The sequence below is a fragment of the Bradyrhizobium ottawaense genome, from assembly GCF_900099825.1.
GTDB lineage: Bacteria > Pseudomonadota > Alphaproteobacteria > Rhizobiales > Xanthobacteraceae > Bradyrhizobium > Bradyrhizobium ottawaense_A.
Map to the genome: position 1 here is coordinate 8,241,850 of NZ_LT629693.1, position 16,916 is coordinate 8,258,765.

At 60.3% G+C, this 16,916-nt stretch carries 19 protein-coding genes; all 19 read right to left on the reverse strand.

Annotated features, from left to right (window positions below; all coding sequences use genetic code 11):
* Nucleotides 1-9: 9 nt before the first annotated feature.
* The 19 genes from BLR13_RS39020 to BLR13_RS39110 all read right to left on the reverse strand — a co-directional run bounded on the left by BLR13_RS39020 (nucleotide 10) and on the right by BLR13_RS39110 (nucleotide 16,910).
* Nucleotides 10-2,262, reverse strand: a complete 2,253-nt coding sequence (locus tag BLR13_RS39020) for a hypothetical protein (protein ID WP_091977102.1) — start codon at nucleotides 2,260-2,262, stop codon at nucleotides 10-12.
* 19 nt (nucleotides 2,263-2,281) lie between these two features.
* Complete coding sequence (locus tag BLR13_RS39025) at nucleotides 2,282-3,511, reverse strand: phage tail protein I (protein WP_091977104.1); 1,230 nt, start codon at nucleotides 3,509-3,511, stop codon at nucleotides 2,282-2,284.
* Between the two features lie 3 nt (nucleotides 3,512-3,514).
* Nucleotides 3,515-4,384 (reverse strand): baseplate assembly protein, encoded by an 870-nt coding sequence (locus tag BLR13_RS39030; RefSeq protein WP_091977107.1) that lies wholly within the window; start codon nucleotides 4,382-4,384, stop codon nucleotides 3,515-3,517.
* A 23-nt stretch (nucleotides 4,385-4,407) separates the two neighbouring features.
* Nucleotides 4,408-4,767: a GPW/gp25 family protein gene (locus BLR13_RS39035; RefSeq protein ID WP_091977109.1), complete on the reverse strand. Its 360-nt coding sequence runs from the start codon at nucleotides 4,765-4,767 to the stop codon at nucleotides 4,408-4,410.
* Complete coding sequence (locus BLR13_RS39040; RefSeq protein WP_091977112.1) at nucleotides 4,748-5,017, reverse strand: hypothetical protein; 270 nt, start codon at nucleotides 5,015-5,017, stop codon at nucleotides 4,748-4,750. The genes BLR13_RS39035 and BLR13_RS39040 overlap by 20 nt, the downstream gene beginning before the upstream one ends.
* Before the next feature lie 16 nt (nucleotides 5,018-5,033).
* Entirely contained in the window at nucleotides 5,034-6,611 is a 1,578-nt protein-coding gene (locus BLR13_RS39045; protein ID WP_091977114.1) for a hypothetical protein, read from the reverse strand.
* A gap of 1 nt (nucleotide 6,612) precedes the next feature.
* On the reverse strand, nucleotides 6,613-7,194 hold the full coding sequence (locus tag BLR13_RS39050) for a hypothetical protein (RefSeq protein ID WP_091977117.1): 582 nt from the start codon (nucleotides 7,192-7,194) through the stop codon (nucleotides 6,613-6,615).
* Nucleotides 7,194-7,661, reverse strand: coding sequence for a phage virion morphogenesis protein (locus BLR13_RS39055; RefSeq protein ID WP_091977120.1), 468 nt, complete (start codon nucleotides 7,659-7,661; stop codon nucleotides 7,194-7,196). Before BLR13_RS39055 ends, BLR13_RS39050 begins: the two co-directional genes overlap by 1 nt.
* On the reverse strand, nucleotides 7,661-8,077 hold the full coding sequence (locus BLR13_RS39060; RefSeq protein WP_091977122.1) for a gp436 family protein: 417 nt from the start codon (nucleotides 8,075-8,077) through the stop codon (nucleotides 7,661-7,663). Before BLR13_RS39060 ends, BLR13_RS39055 begins: the two co-directional genes overlap by 1 nt.
* Before the next feature lie 12 nt (nucleotides 8,078-8,089).
* Nucleotides 8,090-8,326: a hypothetical protein gene (locus BLR13_RS39065; protein WP_091977125.1), complete on the reverse strand. Its 237-nt coding sequence runs from the start codon at nucleotides 8,324-8,326 to the stop codon at nucleotides 8,090-8,092.
* A 28-nt stretch (nucleotides 8,327-8,354) separates the two neighbouring features.
* Nucleotides 8,355-8,696 carry a hypothetical protein gene (locus BLR13_RS40910; RefSeq protein ID WP_157793771.1) on the reverse strand — a complete coding sequence of 114 codons (342 nt, stop codon included), beginning with the start codon at nucleotides 8,694-8,696 and terminating at the stop codon, nucleotides 8,355-8,357.
* Between the two features lie 86 nt (nucleotides 8,697-8,782).
* A complete protein-coding gene (locus BLR13_RS39075) occupies nucleotides 8,783-9,763 on the reverse strand; it encodes a major capsid protein (protein WP_157793772.1) in 981 nt (326 codons plus the stop codon).
* 95 nt (nucleotides 9,764-9,858) lie between these two features.
* Nucleotides 9,859-10,770, reverse strand: a complete 912-nt coding sequence (locus BLR13_RS39080) for a hypothetical protein (RefSeq protein WP_157793773.1) — start codon at nucleotides 10,768-10,770, stop codon at nucleotides 9,859-9,861.
* Between the two features lie 358 nt (nucleotides 10,771-11,128).
* A complete protein-coding gene (locus BLR13_RS39085) occupies nucleotides 11,129-11,419 on the reverse strand; it encodes a hypothetical protein (protein WP_157793774.1) in 291 nt (96 codons plus the stop codon).
* An 84-nt stretch (nucleotides 11,420-11,503) separates the two neighbouring features.
* Entirely contained in the window at nucleotides 11,504-11,737 is a 234-nt protein-coding gene (locus tag BLR13_RS40915; RefSeq protein WP_157793775.1) for a hypothetical protein, read from the reverse strand.
* A gap of 241 nt (nucleotides 11,738-11,978) precedes the next feature.
* Entirely contained in the window at nucleotides 11,979-13,583 is a 1,605-nt protein-coding gene (locus BLR13_RS39095) for a DUF4055 domain-containing protein (protein ID WP_091977139.1), read from the reverse strand.
* Nucleotides 13,584-13,601: 18 nt separating this feature from the next.
* Complete coding sequence (terL, locus tag BLR13_RS39100; protein ID WP_091977142.1) at nucleotides 13,602-15,065, reverse strand: phage terminase large subunit; 1,464 nt, start codon at nucleotides 15,063-15,065, stop codon at nucleotides 13,602-13,604.
* A gap of 339 nt (nucleotides 15,066-15,404) precedes the next feature.
* Complete coding sequence (locus tag BLR13_RS39105; RefSeq protein ID WP_091977144.1) at nucleotides 15,405-16,331, reverse strand: hypothetical protein; 927 nt, start codon at nucleotides 16,329-16,331, stop codon at nucleotides 15,405-15,407.
* 39 nt (nucleotides 16,332-16,370) lie between these two features.
* Nucleotides 16,371-16,910: a hypothetical protein gene (locus BLR13_RS39110; protein ID WP_091977146.1), complete on the reverse strand. Its 540-nt coding sequence runs from the start codon at nucleotides 16,908-16,910 to the stop codon at nucleotides 16,371-16,373.
* Nucleotides 16,911-16,916 lie beyond the last annotated feature (6 nt).

Genomic DNA, 16,916 nt, shown 5'->3' on the forward strand with positions numbered 1-16,916 from the left:
GTTGCGCTCTTACAGCGCGTAGTCCTTCTGCCAACCCACATGGAACGTGCGCTGGTTGGTCGACGTGTCGAGCCGCGTCTTGACCCGGTACTGCGTGACAGCGGCGCCGAGGTTGAACACGTAGGTCCGCTCGTAGGCGCCATCCATCGGATCGATCACGGTCGAGGTGCTGGACGGAGCAACTTCAGTTCCGAAACCGCTGCCCGTCAGAAGCTTGACGGAAGCAGTGTGGTAGATCGGATCGAAATACTCGTACCGCTCGATGACGCGGATCTGGGTCGAAGGTGCCGGAAGCGTTCGCGTCTGGGTGACGTGTTGCGCGTAGGTGTCCGGCCGTGACACGTAGACCGTGCTGTCTGCCAGGTTGATTGCCGGCTGACAGTCGACGGAACCCATGAACACCGCACGGAACGGCAACAGCGGCGGGATCGTGCCGCCCTGGCCGAGCATGTACTTGTCCACGTCCTGCAAGTTGTACCAGGTCGAACCAACCTGGATCTCATAGGAGAGCGTCGTGCCGTCCGGGATAGCCGTACCAGCGAGCAAGTCGATCGACAGGATGCCGCCCGAAAGCTGCAGCGGGTTCAGGTTCACGACCGCACGGGCCTGATTGAACTTGCAGCGATACAAGCGCATCCAGAGATCCTTGAACGCATCGCCTTGCGCATAAGCGCCGTCGAGGACGTAGAAGAACGTGCCCTGGGTGAACTGCTGACCGGGAACGAATGCGACCCAGTGATCTGCAGCCGTCGTTACGACCAGAGCGTAGCGCTTACCAGCCTGCAACAGGATGGGCTGCAGCGGAACCACCGTCTCGGCATTCAGCTTCATGTTCTCGCGAAGCAGCGTGGTCTGACCGAGCGCCGACTTGATGTTCGGCAGGCCGTAGTCCGACACTTCAACGATGGCGACGTGAGCCGAGCCGGCGGCTGCGAGGCGAGTGAACCAGATGCCAACGGCATCCAGCCACATATTCTGGCCCTGGAGCCAGGTTTCAGCGACCTGCGCGCCGGTCACCGTATTGGTGATGATGACCTTATCCCAATAGGTATCGGTGTAGTCATCGACCCAATACTGGCGAAGCCGGATGAAGTCGTGTCCCCACGCATTGCCAGAAAGGATCTCGTAGGTTTCGCCAGCGCGGAAGAAGCGGCTGCCGCCATCCCACTGGCCGGTCTGCCACCACCAGCTGTTCGTACAGACGGTCAATTCACCGCCGTAACGGATGCGTTGACGAGCGATCGTCTTCTGAACCATGTCGAAGGACGACACGGAATAGGCTGATACCTGAATTTCACCACTGATGGTGCCGGACTGCAGCCAAGCCTCACGGGTGTAGGCCGGGAACAGCATGCCGGCCTTGATGGTCGCGTTCGGATCGAGCGGGTTGAAGATGTTGAGTGCAGAGAGACCCTCGGCCGCGTGCGGCATTCGGATACCCTCTTCAACCTTCACATGCGACAACGGGTCGTCGAGCTTCGACTTGGTCTGGTCGAGGAAGAAGTTGGCGCTGGAGTCGATGGCGTTGTACATGACGCCGGCTTTGGACTCGAGAACCGCAAGGCGCGTCAGGGTGCGGCCGAGCTGCACTCCGTCCGCCTGCTGCTGCACCTGGTTCTGCTTGATACCAGCGATGTCGGAGGCCAAGGTCCGGATCTGCAGGCCTGCAGTCTCCTCGAACTCTTCGAGGTCGACGATGCGGTCATCGTGGCCCTGCACGCTCGGGAGCTTATTGACCGTGTTCATCGTGACCGTATCGACGCCGGTCGGCGTCAGGACGATATGCGCAATGACCGTGTATCCGGTGTCGACCAGCGGCGGCGTCGGGTCTGGAGCCTCGGTGCCGATCACCACGTTCAGGTTCGCGACACGGGCATGAACCAGAGGAACAGCCTGCGGCTCAGCCTGCCGCGTCTCAGCGTTGACGAGGAACTGGCGGGGACGGATGTCGGTATCCGACTCCGAACCCCAGGTCACGACCGCGGCAATCTTCTTGCCGGCGACGGGCAGCTGGGTGATGAAATCCTTGGACCACGAGGTCGAGGCCGATCCGAATACCTTGCCAGCCGAATAGAGGCGACCAGGATCAACCGTGATCTGCGTGACTGCCGACTTTACGACGCCGAAGCCGGTGTATTTCGTGCGGTCGCTGATGCCGTCCTGGACGACATGGTCGAGCGAGTTTTCGGCGAAGTCCTGCAGACGGGTGAAGTCTGTCGGATCATCATCGATATTCGCATGAAAGATGATCTTATTTTCCACTGTTTTCTCCGTGATCGCCTTAGGCGACCTTCTTGATTTCGCCGAGTTTGAAGGTTCCGAGCTTCCGCGCTTCCCCTAATCTCACGACCCGGTAATTGACGGTGTCGACGAGAACGGTGTCGCGAAGTGGCTTCGCTGCAACAATCGCCCCGCAGGCGTCGTTGAGCTTTTCCATGTCGGTCGGAATTCTGAAGCCATTTCGAAAGCGCCCGCCGAAGCCCAGAGCTGGAGACCGTATCAACGGCACTTCCACCTTGGCTTGAGCCGTGTAAGCGGGGATCCCGTACCGCATGTGACCGCGGTAGGATTTTGTAGACAGACCTGCAGGCAGATCTTTCTTGTCGTGAAGCGCGAGCCGGTCGTAGACCCATCGCGCCGCATCCGTCTCGCGGCGGAAGTTTCCTCCACGAAACGACTTGTTGTAGTCATGGAAGTGCTGGCCGGCCTGCGGTACATGCCGCTCTGCAATCTGAACCGGCTTGACGTCCTGTGGCGTCAGCCCAGGTGTAAGCGAAACGAGATCGGAACCGTTAGCATTGATGCGGACGGTAATGATGTTGTCGGTCGCGTCCGTCAGCTTGTAGAACTTGTGGCCGCGGAAACCATCGGTGTGATAATCACGCTCCGAATTGTTGCCGATAAAGACGCGCTCGACAGCCTGACCACCAAGCTCAGTCATGGACTCCAGCTTGACGTAGGCCTCAACCCCATTCTTGTAGATGGAGGCCTTTCGTCCGTAGAGATTTGGCCCAAGACTCTTTTCTCGGAAGTTATCGTTCCGGAAGCAAACGACCGGCACCCGAAAGTCCCTCGGTCCAGCCGGGTCACGGATGACGTAAGGATAGACCCTGATCTGAGGCAGATGCAGCAGCCATGACATGAACGATTCATTGGTCATCGCCGGGATGCGATACCCGCGCGCCGGGGGCACGATCAGGTCACGCAGGTTCGATCCAACCAGATCGAGGTAGGCGGCCATACCGGCCTTCGTTCCCTTGATCCGGTGGTGAGCAACTGCGTTGGCGACTACCTGTCGCTTCTTTGCTTCCGTCCAGTGTGGATCCCAGATGTCCACTGAAAAAGACCAAGCCAGGTACGGCAGGTCGTCGATGTGACAGCGATAGGGATCCCAGAGGCGACGGAGGCGGTCAATATCCAGGTCGAGGAGCCGATCAACCTGAGACGCCAGCGTCCGTTCGTAGACGGTCGCGTTCGGCGCCAGGATGTGCTCCATCAGCCGGTCAGCCATGGATTATTCCTCCCGAGTGTTGGACACGTTCACGCTGGCTGAGTTGATCCAGACGACACCGTTGGTTCCGACGTTGATATCCGAGAAGTCGATATCGACGTTCTGGACGCCCTCTTGGGTGAGGGCTGCAATCACGGCAGACCGCTTCAGATCCATACCGATCTGGGTGACACGGTTGCGAAGCGAGGTGAGCGCCTTATTGATGTCGGAGATCACCAGGGATGCATCTGGGCCAGGGTAAAGCGTGATGTTTGCCTGGATGTCTGTCGGGATCTTGATCACCGGCAGCACTGAAATATCGTCGGTCAGTGGCTTGATGCCGTCCGACATGAGTCGATCATAGATGGCGTCGATCAATGCGGCGCTTGGAACCGGGTTGGCTCCGTTCGCCATGATCGTGACAATCACCCTACCCGTCCCGCGCTCTGTGACCGCCGTGGCGTCCCTGACGTCGGTGGAGGTGCTCAGCGAGTGGAAGATGTAGGAGCCGGGACTGCCGGCCGTCGTATAGCTCTCCATCGAGAGCTGAATGCGCCTACGGAGTCGAGGATCTAGTTCGCCGGCCATGCGCGAAACGTTGAACCTGGCGCCGATCACTTCGAGATCGGAGCCGGTTGCAAACGGAAGCATGCAAGCCTTGGCCGCGGAATTGATGCGCTCGCGGACGATCATTTCTCCGTAGGCTTCCGCCTCCAGGATAACGTTCGTCGGTGACTGCTCCAGGTTAAGAGCCGCCGCGAGCCTCGGGTTCTTTGCGAGAACCTGCTGTTTGTAGACGGTCAGCAGGTCTTCGTATTTGATCTCCTCGATCACCTTCGGAGGCGGTAGCCTCGCGAAGTCGATGTATAGCGCGGGAGACTCGAAACTTGGCATTTGAGGCCCTCGCCTGTTTGAAATCAGATGGTGTTGCGAACCCTCTTGAGCGTGGCGTCGACCAGGTCGACTCCCTCAATGGTGATCGTGATATCCCCGTCCGGACCGAAATCATCGATCGTGACGCGGGTTACCTTGAACTCAGGCTCGTATGTGTTGATCGCGGCGATGGCAGCCATCATTCCGGCCATCAGGACTTCCTGGTTTCCAGGCTTGTCCTGCATGTCGAGGAACTTCGATCCCCACCACAGGCGCATCAGCCGAGTGCGCAGTCTGGTGGTGAGGATGACGAAGATGCTTTGCTTGATCCTGTCCCATCCCTGGACCAGGGCACCGGTTTCGCGATCGATGTCGGTAAGGTGCTCAGTTGACGCTGTCGACATTTTCGGCACTCGCCTGGCGCTTGGAGCGCTTGGACTGTGCGGTCGTTTCCGTCACGGCCACGCCGGCAATGGGCGTAACTTCGACTTCATCGACTGGCGCGGGAGCAGCCTCGGGATCCGCCACCGGCTTGTCCTCGGAGAGGATGTGGCCGAGGTACTTCGCCTCGGCCTTGGTCATGGAGGCTTTCGAACCGGCAGCGATCAGATGACCGCCGCGCCAGAAGTCCTTGGCCACGTTGTACTTGGGCATGGGTTTCCTTGATGTGTTAGACGCCGCCACCGCTGCCGGTGTCGCCGGGAGGAGCATCTCCGCCACCGCCACCGCCGCCACCACCGCCGCTCTTTGGCAGGATGGGAATTCCGGTCATGCCGGGGCCTGGCATTACGCCATTGTGAATATGGGTCGCGTCGATGAGCAGGCCGTTATGTGCCACTTGACCACCCGACTGCGTCCAACCAGATGCATCAAGCGTCCAGGTCGTTCCGCCTACGCTGATCTCCAGAGAGCCATTGCTCATCTTCCATGACGTGCTACCGCCCTGGCTGATTGTGATGTCTTCCTTGGTGAACTTCATCGAGGAGGCACTGTCGCCGCCCTGGCTCACGGTGATGTCGTCCTTGGTCATCTTGACCTTGGAGGCATCTTCACCGCCTTGCGTCGTCGTGATGTCGTCTTCGGTGTAGACCGTCTTGGACTTGTCGTCCTCGCCCATCTGGTGCGTGAGGTCGTTCTCAGTCCACTTGATCATGGACTTTTTGTCTTTGAACTGGGCCTGGATCTTATCCTCGTTCATGAGGATGTCGGCCTTCTCGTCCTGCTCGCCGTAGCGAATGTGGACCTTGTCTTTGTCCTGCTTGTAGTAGGACTTCTTCTCTCCGACCGTCTTGAGGATGAACTCCTTGGTCGACTTGACCTGGGTCACACCCTCATCGCCATCCTCAGATGGCTCTGGAAGTTTAGGCGCCTGAGCCTTTTGGCCGGCGCTTGATGGATCACCCGCACCGCCGCCTGCGCCGCCACCGATCATGCCGCCGACCGAGCTTAGATGCCCGCCGGATGTGACCTGCTGCGCGATGTTTGCGATGTTGCCGAACTGCGCCAGATTTGACAGGCCGGCCTGATTGAGAAGCGTGCCAACATTGGCAAGCTGCGAAAGGTCGCCGATGTTGCCGATCTGACTGGTGATCTGCTGCAGGTTGGCCATGCTCGAAATGTCGAGGCCGGCAAGGTTGCCGAGATTTCCCAGGTTGCCGAGATTTCCCAGGCCGCCGAGCATTCCTGAGAAGTCCATGCCGGACATGCCGGCGATCTGACTGATGCCGGCCAGGTCTCCGAGGCCACCGATGTCACCGAGGCCGCCGATCCCGGCGCCGTCCTTCTTCTTGGACTTGATGATCAGGTGATGCGTGTCTTTGGTCTGGTGAACCCAGTGCTGCTGATCCTCTTTCTCGTGGATCAGGCCGACCGTTTCGTCCTGTTTGCCGTGCGGCGACGGAGCCTGCGGACCGTAATGGTGCGGCTCGACCGTCGACAGCTCCGCGTTTCCGCCCGATGAGCGAAGCAGCGCCTGCTGGCCGACTTTCGGCGGCACGGAGAACTTGATGGACCCGTGCGAATGGCTTTGCCAGGGCTGCCAGTCACTCTTGAAAGTGCCGCCGCCGGCCGCCGCGTCTCCTCCGCCACCACCTGACCCGCTCGGGGTCTGGTCTTCGCCGTCGTTCATCTTGACGTACCAGCGGTCTTTCTCGTACTTGACCTGCGTGATCTTGCCGAGACGCTCCTTGTTCTCGAACTTGCGCTCCATGTCTTGCATGCGGCGTTCGATTGCCAGGAGAGCCTTCATGTCATTCCTCGTTCAGATCCAGTTCCACTTCTTCGTGGCGTGAGACGTGCCCGAAGTGGGCGTCGCCGCGGATGTACGAAGTCCGTGGCACGTCGGTGATCATGCTGCCGTCCGGACGGTAGAAAAATTCACGCTCTCGAACGCGATTGCGTCCGATCGTGAGGTCGCTTTCCCATTCAACGACGCCGACTGCAACGCCTTCGCGCCGAAGGACAGGTTGACTGATGCGTCTGAATTTGACCTTGGTGGCCGGCGCCGCGTTCGGGTCGCCGAAGGTGTTCAGGTTCGCCATGATGGCGGTATTCTCAACGTACTCCCAGGCCCTGGCGTCGCCATCAAGCGCCGCTCGCCGGTTGTCGTCGATGATGACCACTACGACGCGGAGACAGGCGTTGATTTCGCCGGTCACTTCGTGCTCGCCGGGCGCGTTCATGACGGCCACGCGAGCGCACGGCGTCTTCAACGTCCATTCAGCAATGTCCGTCTCGTCGAACAGGCCGTCGTACCATTCGACGTCCATCTCGGGAAACAGCGTCTTCACCGCCTGGACGATCCGATCACGGAAGTCGACGATTTTGCTCATCAGTCGCCTCCATGCGCCAGATAATCGCGGATCATTTGGCTGATCCGGCGTTTGTTTTCGTCCGAGAAACCCATGAACGGGCGCGGCGGGACTTTCTTGTTCCGGATCATGCCGCGCGTGCGCTCGATGCCCTCCTGCATGTAGGAGGCGTGCTTGGCGTTGGCGATGACCATGAAGCCGTCGTTGCTGACGTCTCCGACCTGGATGCTGTTGGCCAGGTCGCCGTGCTCGAACAGGATTCGGTCATGTCCCTTGAGGTTGACCGTCACATCCCGCAGAGCTTCCCAGCGTTCACCATCGGGCGAGGTTTTGGAGCGCAGGACACGATTGACCGTGGAGCGCTTCATATATTCCGCGGCCTCAGCCATGACCGGCTCCATGTGGAGCACGTCATGCAGAAGCTCGGTGATGCGCTTGTTCAGCCGACCGATGTCATTGTGGTCGATCTTGATTGCGATGCCGGACATTATGCCCTCCCGCAGTCGAAGGAGCCTCCCGAGCGCCGGACGTTTGGATTGGTCGTTTCACCATTATCGTCGGTGGCCGGCGGAAGGCCGAGGCCAACCTTTCCGGTCGAAATCTTCTCAAGCAGCGCCAGCGCATCCTCGTAGCGCACCCGCATCTCGTCGGTGCGGCTCGTGCGTCCCAGGGCCATCTTGTAGACGGCGATGTCGATCGCACAGTTCTTCACCACGCCAGGCGTGGGGACAACCGGGATCGTGTACTGGGCGGACAGGTAGGCGTCGCAAATCTCGTCAGCCGCCTCAAGACCCTTGTTGATGATCTCTGGGTCGGGCGTGCCGTCTCTGTTGTAGTCGGCTACCCGAACAAGCAGATCGGTGCCGTATAGATCATCGATGTCCTGCTTGCTCGCGTAACCCATTGTCGTCGATCCTTACGTGGCAGAAACAGCCGCGCCGATAAGGATGCGCAACCAGGCGGTACCGTTCGAATAGGCGAGACACGCGGCGCCCGAAGCACCGTTCGAGACGTAGACGATCTTGCCAGCGTGCTTGGCAGCAGCCGGAAGACCGGCGACAGCGAACGAACTAGCGCGAACCGCGTCATCGAAGGCCTGGTTCAGGGATTCGGCGCCGATCTTACCGCGGGCAACCCCGGGGGAAATTGACATTGTTGCTTCCTCTCAGGACGCATGGGTCTCAGCCCTTGTCCTTGTTCTTGTTCTTTTTGCCTTTGCCGGCCTTGTCGCCGTTCTCGGACGTTTCGTCCTTAGCGGGTTCGGCTTCAACAGGTGTCTCGGTGGTATCACCGGAGGCCTGTTCAGCAGTGGCCGGCTCGATTTCAACCTTTTCGGTTTCGGCCGGCACGACTTCCGCAGCCTTCACAGCAACGGCGTCATCTTCGTCAGCCTCTCCGTGAAACGAAGTTCCAGGCAGAGTCGCTGCACGAGCGGCCCGCACGTCATTCGATACCAGCCGACGATCGCGGTAACGGTAGTTTGCAGCGGCCTCACGGGCTCGAAAGCCCTTCGCTCCATTCATTCTCAAATCTCCAAATGCACAAAGATCCCTCCCCGGTTTCCCGAGGAGGGTCTTGTGTAGGTCTTCAACCGTCTGGGGTCAGACGATTAGGCCGCCAGCTTGTGCTTGAAGGCCACGATCCGGATGATCTTCGGATCGTACACGCGCTGCCAGTTGGCGACATTCGCCAGCTCGCTGTTCGCGGGGGTGACGCCGGCCTGGGTGCCGCCGAGCCACTTGATGCCGCGGGGGTGCATGACCCACTGGCGCCGGTTGACGATGTATTCCTGGCCCATGCCCTTCAGAGCCTGGCGCTCGACTTCCACCGGAACCTTCGGGCTCTTTTCGCCGAAGCCGATGGCGCCGGGGCCGAAGATGTAGGTGGTGAACACGCGGTTCGCGCCCGCGCCGGAAACCGGCATCGAGTCGTCGACCAGCACGGTCTTGCCCAGGTAGGTCGGGACCGTCAGCTTGCCCTGGCTGTCGGGCACGAAGTCGATCAGGTCGGCCTTCACCATCGCCTTCAGGGTCAGCGAGTGGACGGCAACGCCGTTCAGGCCACCCTGCTCGTCGCCGAGCAAGAACGCGGCGTCGATGAAGGAGTCGGCGTCGAAGAACTCAGCGCCGCCGGTCAGGGCGGAGATGTCGCTGACGTTGGCTTCCATGCCGGTCGAGCCCATCGCACCACCGAGGGTCGCGAGCAGCGCGGTCTGCATGCGCTTGTTCCACCAGTCGGCGAAACGGTTGGCGATGGCTTCGATCGGGTCGGCGCCGGACAGGTCCGCCGCGAGGTCCGAGCTGCCGAACGCCTTACCGCGCAGAAGCTTCACGGCCACGTCCTGGCCGGTCGTCATCTTGCTGACGGTCAGATCGGTCGAATCGTCGAGCACCTGCTCGGCGTCCGAGGCGTCCAGATCGTTGAAGAACGGCATGTTGACCGTCTTGCCTTCGATCTCGGCGTTGATGACGCTGGTCAGGTCGGTGATGATGCCCGACGTAAACAGTTCCGACTTCTGCGTCGAAAGGGTCTGAACGTACTTGTTGAACTTGGTCGGGACGATCATGTCCGACAGACGAGTCTCAGTCATTTCTCACTCTTGAGGTTGTGACTGGCCGCGCCGCTTTTGCATTCAAGCAAGCGTCCGGACAGAATCCGGGCGCCTGCATGTTGGATGGCGTGAGGTTAAGCCTTCACGCCGGCCGCTGCTGAGAGCTGCTTGGCCAAATCAGGTTTGGTGTTTTCCAGCACCATTTGCTGGGTAAGGTTCCAGGTGTCCTTGGCCCAGGGGTTCACGACCCCACCGGCCGGAGGACTACCGTTGTTGCCCGGGGGCACCCCGAGGCCACGCTTCTCGTCGGGCTTGAAGAGAGACGCACTCTTTTCGCGAACCTCGGCAACGAGGTCGGCGACGGTGAAGGGAGTACCGTTGTGGTCCTTGATGCGCGGGTTGCCGTTGGTGTCGAGAACCTCGACGACGACCTTCCCGTCCTTCATGGACGTCTTGACGAACTTGCCCACCAGGAGTTCGACGGCATCCCGCGCGTCGTCCAGTGGGTTGGATTTGGCGACTTCGTCCTTGATTTGGTTGTCCCGCATCAAGTTCTGAAGCTGCCCCGTCAGGCTTTCGATCGTAGCCTTTCCGCCGTTCACCATCGAGGTCAACTCGGTCTCACGCAGGTTGAACTGCGCGGTGAGCTGGCCCCGGAGGGTGTCGAGCTTGGTGGACGCGATCTGTTCCGCCTGCTTCTCGGGATCGAGTGCAGTCAGTCGAGTTGCCGTTTCGACCGCCGTCTTGGCGGCTTCCGGCGTGATGTCACCGAAGGCGGCAATGCGCTCGATCGCAGTGCGAGCCGCGGTTGCATCCAGGCCTTCGTAGGGCTTCAACTGCGCGGTCAGAGTGGCAACGGAGTTGCGTTCTGCGCCGAGCGCGGTCTTGAGGCCCGTAACGTTGTCGAGTTGGAAACCATCGACCGGCGTGACGTTGAGGAAGAACTTGCCGTCCTTCTGCACGTAAAAGCCGCGGTGGCCCTCGTCGATTTCATTGATATCAATAACGACTGCTTTGAGCATATCCATCCCGGAAATGCGGGGCATCCCGCCCCTCGTGATAAAAGGACCCTGGGGCATCCCGCCTTCGGGTCCGGTGATATCCCCGAGGAGTTCGGGGAATCGGAGTTGCCAGCGGCGATCGGTTCGAGGCCGTCCCGGCGCTCGATCGGTCATTGCTGGCGAATAGGAATTGGTCAGCGGCGGCGCGGGCGTGCGACGCGCTCTTGGTTATCTCTGTTCGTCTTGTGCGGGATGCGAACTGAGACCGCTGACACCGCGCTCAACCAAGAGGGAGCGCGATCTGGTAGGGTTCTCGGCCGCAGCCCTCGAAGGCGCAGGCACAAAGAAAAACCCGCCCAGGACGTCCTGAGCGGGCTTGAATTGTGGTTTGGCGAGGATCAGGTCACGCGGCGCGAAGCTGCTCGGTCGTGACGACGACTTCGAAGTCCATTTCGAACTTCTCGGGCTTCTCGAACCCGATGGAATTGTCTTGGTAGAGGACGACGACGTCGCCTGCAGCGCACTGCTGGACGCCCCAGTCGGTTCGCATCGTGAGCCCGCCGAGGCGGTTGATCTCCAGATCGCCCGTTTGCAGGCGGCTCACCAGCCAATGCGGCGGCGTCTCGTCAGCAGCGCGTCCCCAAAGTGGCAATTTGAACGCCTGGACGAGGAGTTTGCGGGAGAAGAGCTGCACGGTCACTCCATTTGCATTTAAGCAAATGATTAAGCACAGCACCCGCCTTTTGTCAAGGCGAACGTTTTGCCTGTATGCAAATACCTAGCGCCCCAGGATGAACCAGACCAAGCCGATCAGAAGCAGGAACGCAATGCCCGGCGCGAAGAAGTCGAACGACTGCATCCGGCGCATCGCGCGGAGGTCTGAAGCCATTTGCTTGACCAGTGGATCCTGGATCGACTTGGAGGGCATGGGCGGCTGTTCACTTAATGGCTCGCAGCCGGTCCTTGCCTGATGCTCCAGATCGAGAATCCTTTGCCAGCGGGGCTTTGACATCTACCGGACTCCTCGTCTTCGCGTCGAATTTGGGCTCGAAGCAGATCGGGCAGCAGAAGTATTCAGGCCCCACCAGTTTGCCGAACACCACGACCGACTTGGGAATCATCCGCACGAGTTCCCGCACCACTGTGCCCTGCCTCATCGAGCAGGGATCACAGCGGTATTCGGAAATTTCTAGCTTCAGGGTCAAGTCAGCCATGGGGTGGCGTCGATAGCATTTCCGTTTGCCGGATGTCAATCAGATTTGCTTTTTCGGACGCAACTGACCGGGAGGAAAGTTCGGAAGAGGCTGTTTGCTTCCGCTCGCCGGAGTAGTGTTTGCAGGGGCTGCGGCTGCCGCTGCACCTGGCTCCTTGGCAGGATCGGCCTGGGTCCACCGGCCCGGCAGCATGCCGTCCGCGGCGAGCATGTTGGCATCATCGACCGCCTTCCAGAAGGCCAGCTCGTCTTGCAGGTTGAAGTCGTCACCAAGCAGATTGCGGTTTCGCACTTCGGTGAGCAGAACCTCGCGGGACAGACCGCGCTCTTCCCACATCTTCACCAGCTGGGCGACTTCGAGCAGCCGGTCCTTGGTGTTCGAGAACTCCGTATTCAGCAGGGCGGTGACCATACTCAGGTCTTTTCCGGTCCATTGCCCCATGAAGCGGAGCGCCTTCTCGATCGTGTCCTGGCAGTTGATCGCCATGTCGTGGACGACCGAATGCACCCGGGTCTCCTGGATGTCGCGCTCGTTCTGCGGAACGTACTGACGGTGCGTGCCCGTCACCGGGTTGAGCGCCATCATGTCCATCTGCATTTCGAGCTTGTCGAGATCCTTGGCGCCGGACTCGATCGCCGTGCCCTTGGGCTCGACGAAGTACCAGCGGCCATTGGCCTCGGGCGCGTAGAGCACCTTGTAGGGACCGATCGCGAACTGCTTCTCGTCTTCCGGGTCGATCTGGACGCCGGAGCATGCGAGCATGGGAAAGCGCGCGGCCGACAGGATCGATCGCTGATCCGAGCTGGAGATCCAGTGCTCGATCTGCTTATAGGCCAGATCGATAAACACCGGCCTGACCTGATAGTCCGCCTCCTTTTCGCCGGCATAGAGCGTGGCGAAAGGAACCTCTGCCATGTTGTTCAGTGGCGTCTCGCCGATGAAGTCCCAGTTCGAGCCACCCGACGTCGCTTTCTGCTCCCAGAGCTGAACAATGCCGGATGTCTTCGACGGGTCGATCTCGATCACCCGCATCTGGTTGTACAGCACTTCCTTGAAGCCGTCGCGCGCCGCCCGCTGACCGCGGATGCGGACGTGAACGGTCTTGGTGTCGCCGCCGACATACTGGTCATAGGCTGCTGCCACGTCGTCGACCTTGAACAGCTTCATGAACGGCCGGGCGCCGGACGCCTTCTGGGCGGCCAGGTTCGGCAGATTGTAAGTGTCAGGGTGATCGACCAGGATGTGGCACATGCCGTCGAGCATGGCATTGTTGAAGAATTGGTGGGCGAAGACGTGCAGGTGCGTGCCTTGTAGGTCGATGTCCTGGGTCCAGAGATCAACATCCGGATCGGTGTTGTTGAGTACCCTGAGCAGCGTGCGGAACGGCTTGGCAGAAGCGGCATCCACCGCCTCCCTCAGCTTGTTCAGTGCGAAGGTCGAGGCGAGCCGCGTGTTGTAGCGAGCGTCCGACTCCTTTTCGTACTGCGGCAGGAAGGTCTTGTCCTTGGCGCGCATCGTCTCGGTGCCGCCGTAGACGGCGCGAAGCATTGCCGTGCGGTTCTGCATCGTGGTGGCAGCTGCCGAAAGCAGGCCGGGATTGCCGGCCTGGGGAGACGGCACGTAATTGGCAGTTGTGTCAGCCATTGTTTTGGGTGGTCCTCGTTACCAGTCGAGAACTGCGGCCCGTCTCGGTCCGAGCAGAGAGTTGAAGGCATCGGAAGCGGCGTCGACCTGGTCGTCGTTGACGCCAAGCGGGAACATTTCCAATTCGTCGGTGAAGCACTGATTCCAGTGTCCCTTCACCATCTTCACATTCTTTGCCTCGCACTGCGCAGCGAATGCGGCAGCACGGGTTTCTTTCGGTCCGGTGGGGCGAACAGCCTTGACGATGTAGCCGGCGAGCCGGCGGATGAAGCTTTGGGCCTGGCTCTTTCCAGCCTGGCCGGGGTCTTGCGGAAGAATGATCTGGACAGACCGGCCGTCGCTCTTGGCGGTCTCAAAGATTTTCTTCTCGACGCCGAGCGGTGTGTCGCGAAAGCGGATCACGTTCTCGATGTAGAAGATGCCGTTGGCGTCCTTGGACATCAGGATGCCGACCGTGTAGTCGCCGTCCGCAGATGCAGCCAAGTCCCAGGCACGAACTCGCACGCGCTTGGCCGGAAGCTCGGTGGGAGCGTCGAACCAGTCGGCGCGGAACATGCCTCCGTCGTCAGCCATCGGCTGCTGCTGGTAGAGCGCAGAGAACGAACGCTCGCCAAGAACGTCCTGGCGGTCCCTCAGCGCATTGATCGAGAAGCGCCGCGGAGCCAATGGCTCGTTAGGCTTGCGTCCGAGCGGGTCGCCAGGAACGGTACCGTCCTCATTGAGGATCAGCTCTTTGGTGCCGTCCTCGCGCTCGATCGACTTGGTGTAGGGAAGCGCCGGCAAATACAGGATCTCCCAGGGGAGACCTTTGCCGTCGTTCATCAGCTCGATCAGCCGGCCGGCGATGTCGTCGTAGTGCCACCGCGTCAGGGTGAGAACGATTGCTGCGTCCTCTTCGAGACGGGTGTAGACGACGTCGCGGTACCAATTCCACTGGTCTTCCCGGAACGATGCCGAGTTGACTTCCTTGCGGTCTTTGATCGGATCGTCGATCAGGAAGAGATGGGCACCCTTACCGGTGGTACCGGTGCCGACGCCGACCGCGAAGTATTTGCCGCCCTGCTCCAGCTCCCATTCATCGGCCGCTCGGTTATCCGAACGGATCTTGATGTCGGGGAACAGGATGGGAAATTCTTTGCCGCGAACGATGTTGCGGACGTCACGGCCGAAGGTCGTGGCGAAGTCGCCATTGTAGGATGCCGAGATGACGTTCTTCTCGGGATTGCGGGCCATGTAGTAGGCCGGGAAGCGTCGGGTCGACAGCTCGCTCTTGCCGTGCCGCGGAGGCGCAAAGAGCATGAGACGCTTGATCTCGCCGCGCTCAACTGCCTCCAGCTTTTCCGCCACCAGGTGGTGGAAAGGGTCAGCGTTGTATTTTGGCAGCGTGTATTCGGTGAAGCCGATCAGCCGCTCGCGGCCCCTCCTGCGACGCAGGATTTCGGCCGCTGCCTCCTCGGGGGAGACATCGGTGAGTGATTGCACTGGATTTCCGTGGTTTAGACTCCGGTCGAGGCGCAAAGCGCTAATGCCCCCGAAGCGGCAACTCGACCAGAGTGAGGAATGTTTGAGGGCTGTCCCGCAGGAGCAGCCCACGAGCTTGCGCTCGTCGTGCGCCGAAGCGCAAAAAAGACGGCCCCACGCCCGCTGGCCAAGCGGATCGTCCTGTCAATTCAGGACTTGGTGTTGCGGTCGATCGTCACCGGGTAACAGGAATATCCGGCTGCCACGATCGATCCCGTCAGGGGACTTGTTCTCGGTGAATGGTGAACGGCCGGCACACATACGTCGTGCCTTTGGTTATCTCGCAGAGCCGTCCAATTCTTACTTGATGTTCAGCTTCGCAGCTTCGAACGCCTTCTTGGTGTCGTTCAGCCACTTGTTGACCTTGCCCTTCATGACGAAGGACTCGCCGTTCTTGGCGTAGTCGGCGAAGGTGGCGTTTGCGGCCTCGACGTATTCGGTGGCGCGCTCGTCCAGCTTGGCGATGTCGATACGGAAGTCGGCGCCGGACAGCACGTCGGTCGACACGCCAGCGATGCCCTTGAAGAAGGCGGCGTCGTTGGTGTGGTTGGTCACGACGAAGTGCCGGACACCTTGCAACAGCTTGGCGGTTCCTTCGATCTCGTTGAACGACTGGATCGTGCTGCCGATGACGTGCAGAACCGATACGTTCAGCTTGCCTTCCGTGACCAGGTCAAAGAACGCGATGTCCGTGAGCAGCTCCAGCGTCGGCGTCAGCAGGCCGGCCTGGATGTCGATGACGGTGACGTCGTTCTTGCCGACCGTATCGAACACCTTGATCTGGTCGTCCGAGGTCGACAGGTTCACGACTTCGGTTTCGGCTGGGAAGAAGCGCTTCAGGTTGCCATCGGGCTGCTGAGTGTCGAATGCACGAACGGTCGCGCCCTGAGCCTTGAAGTAGTCCATGACGGCGCGGGAGACGAAGGTTTTGCCAACGCCGCCCTTGTCGGCGCCGACGATTACAACGTGGGGAAGCCCCATTCGAATTCTATCCTCTTTTTTGGTTTGAACGACCTTTGGATGGTCGCGGTCTATGATGACCTTCGGCTGCTCGATCGGCGCAGGCGCTTCGGTGGTCCTGGGCTCTTCGACCGGCTTTTGGTCAGTGGTTTCCCGCCGGCTGGCGGAATAGTTGGCGCGGTGCCAGAGACTCTTCTCCAGAGCCTCCTGCCGTTGCCGGCGCGCTACTTCGGAAAGTCCCTGGGATCTGCGACGGTCGTAGTTCATCAGGGATCCCTTACTTCGGTGATCAGAACATGAGCCGCGTCAGTTCAGCTTTTCCTTTGGAGTGGGCTTGGGCGCTGGCACGCCGCGGGATGCAATCTCGAGGAGCTGATCCTCGGTCATCTGGGACGCTTCGGACTTGACGTTCTGGTTGATGGTGCTCTCGTCCTTCTGGGCGAGGTAGTTCTTGCCAAGGAAGATGGCGGCCGGCGCGTTCTTGTCGGCAAGCGACAGCTGCTTGCGGCGCAGCGACACTTTCGCGTGCTGCAGGCCGTCGTCCCAGACTTCGCGAGCCTCTGGATATTCGTTCAGGAAGTTTCCAAACGTCTTCTTGCAGACGCCGAGGACGCCAGCGACCTCTTCCTGGGTGCAGAACAGCTTTGCCAGCTCCCCGATGGTGCGCAGCGTATCCTCCTCTGGCTGGAGCTTGGTGTTGCGGCGTTTGATCGGTTGAGCCAGCACCTCGTCGAGGAATGCGGTCTCCTCGTTATCCTTCTTAGCCTTGTCCTTGACGGCTGCCTCGCGGGCAGCCTTCTCCTCGTTCGTCGGTCGACCCCGGCGACGCGGCGGCAGATCAGTCATGTTGTT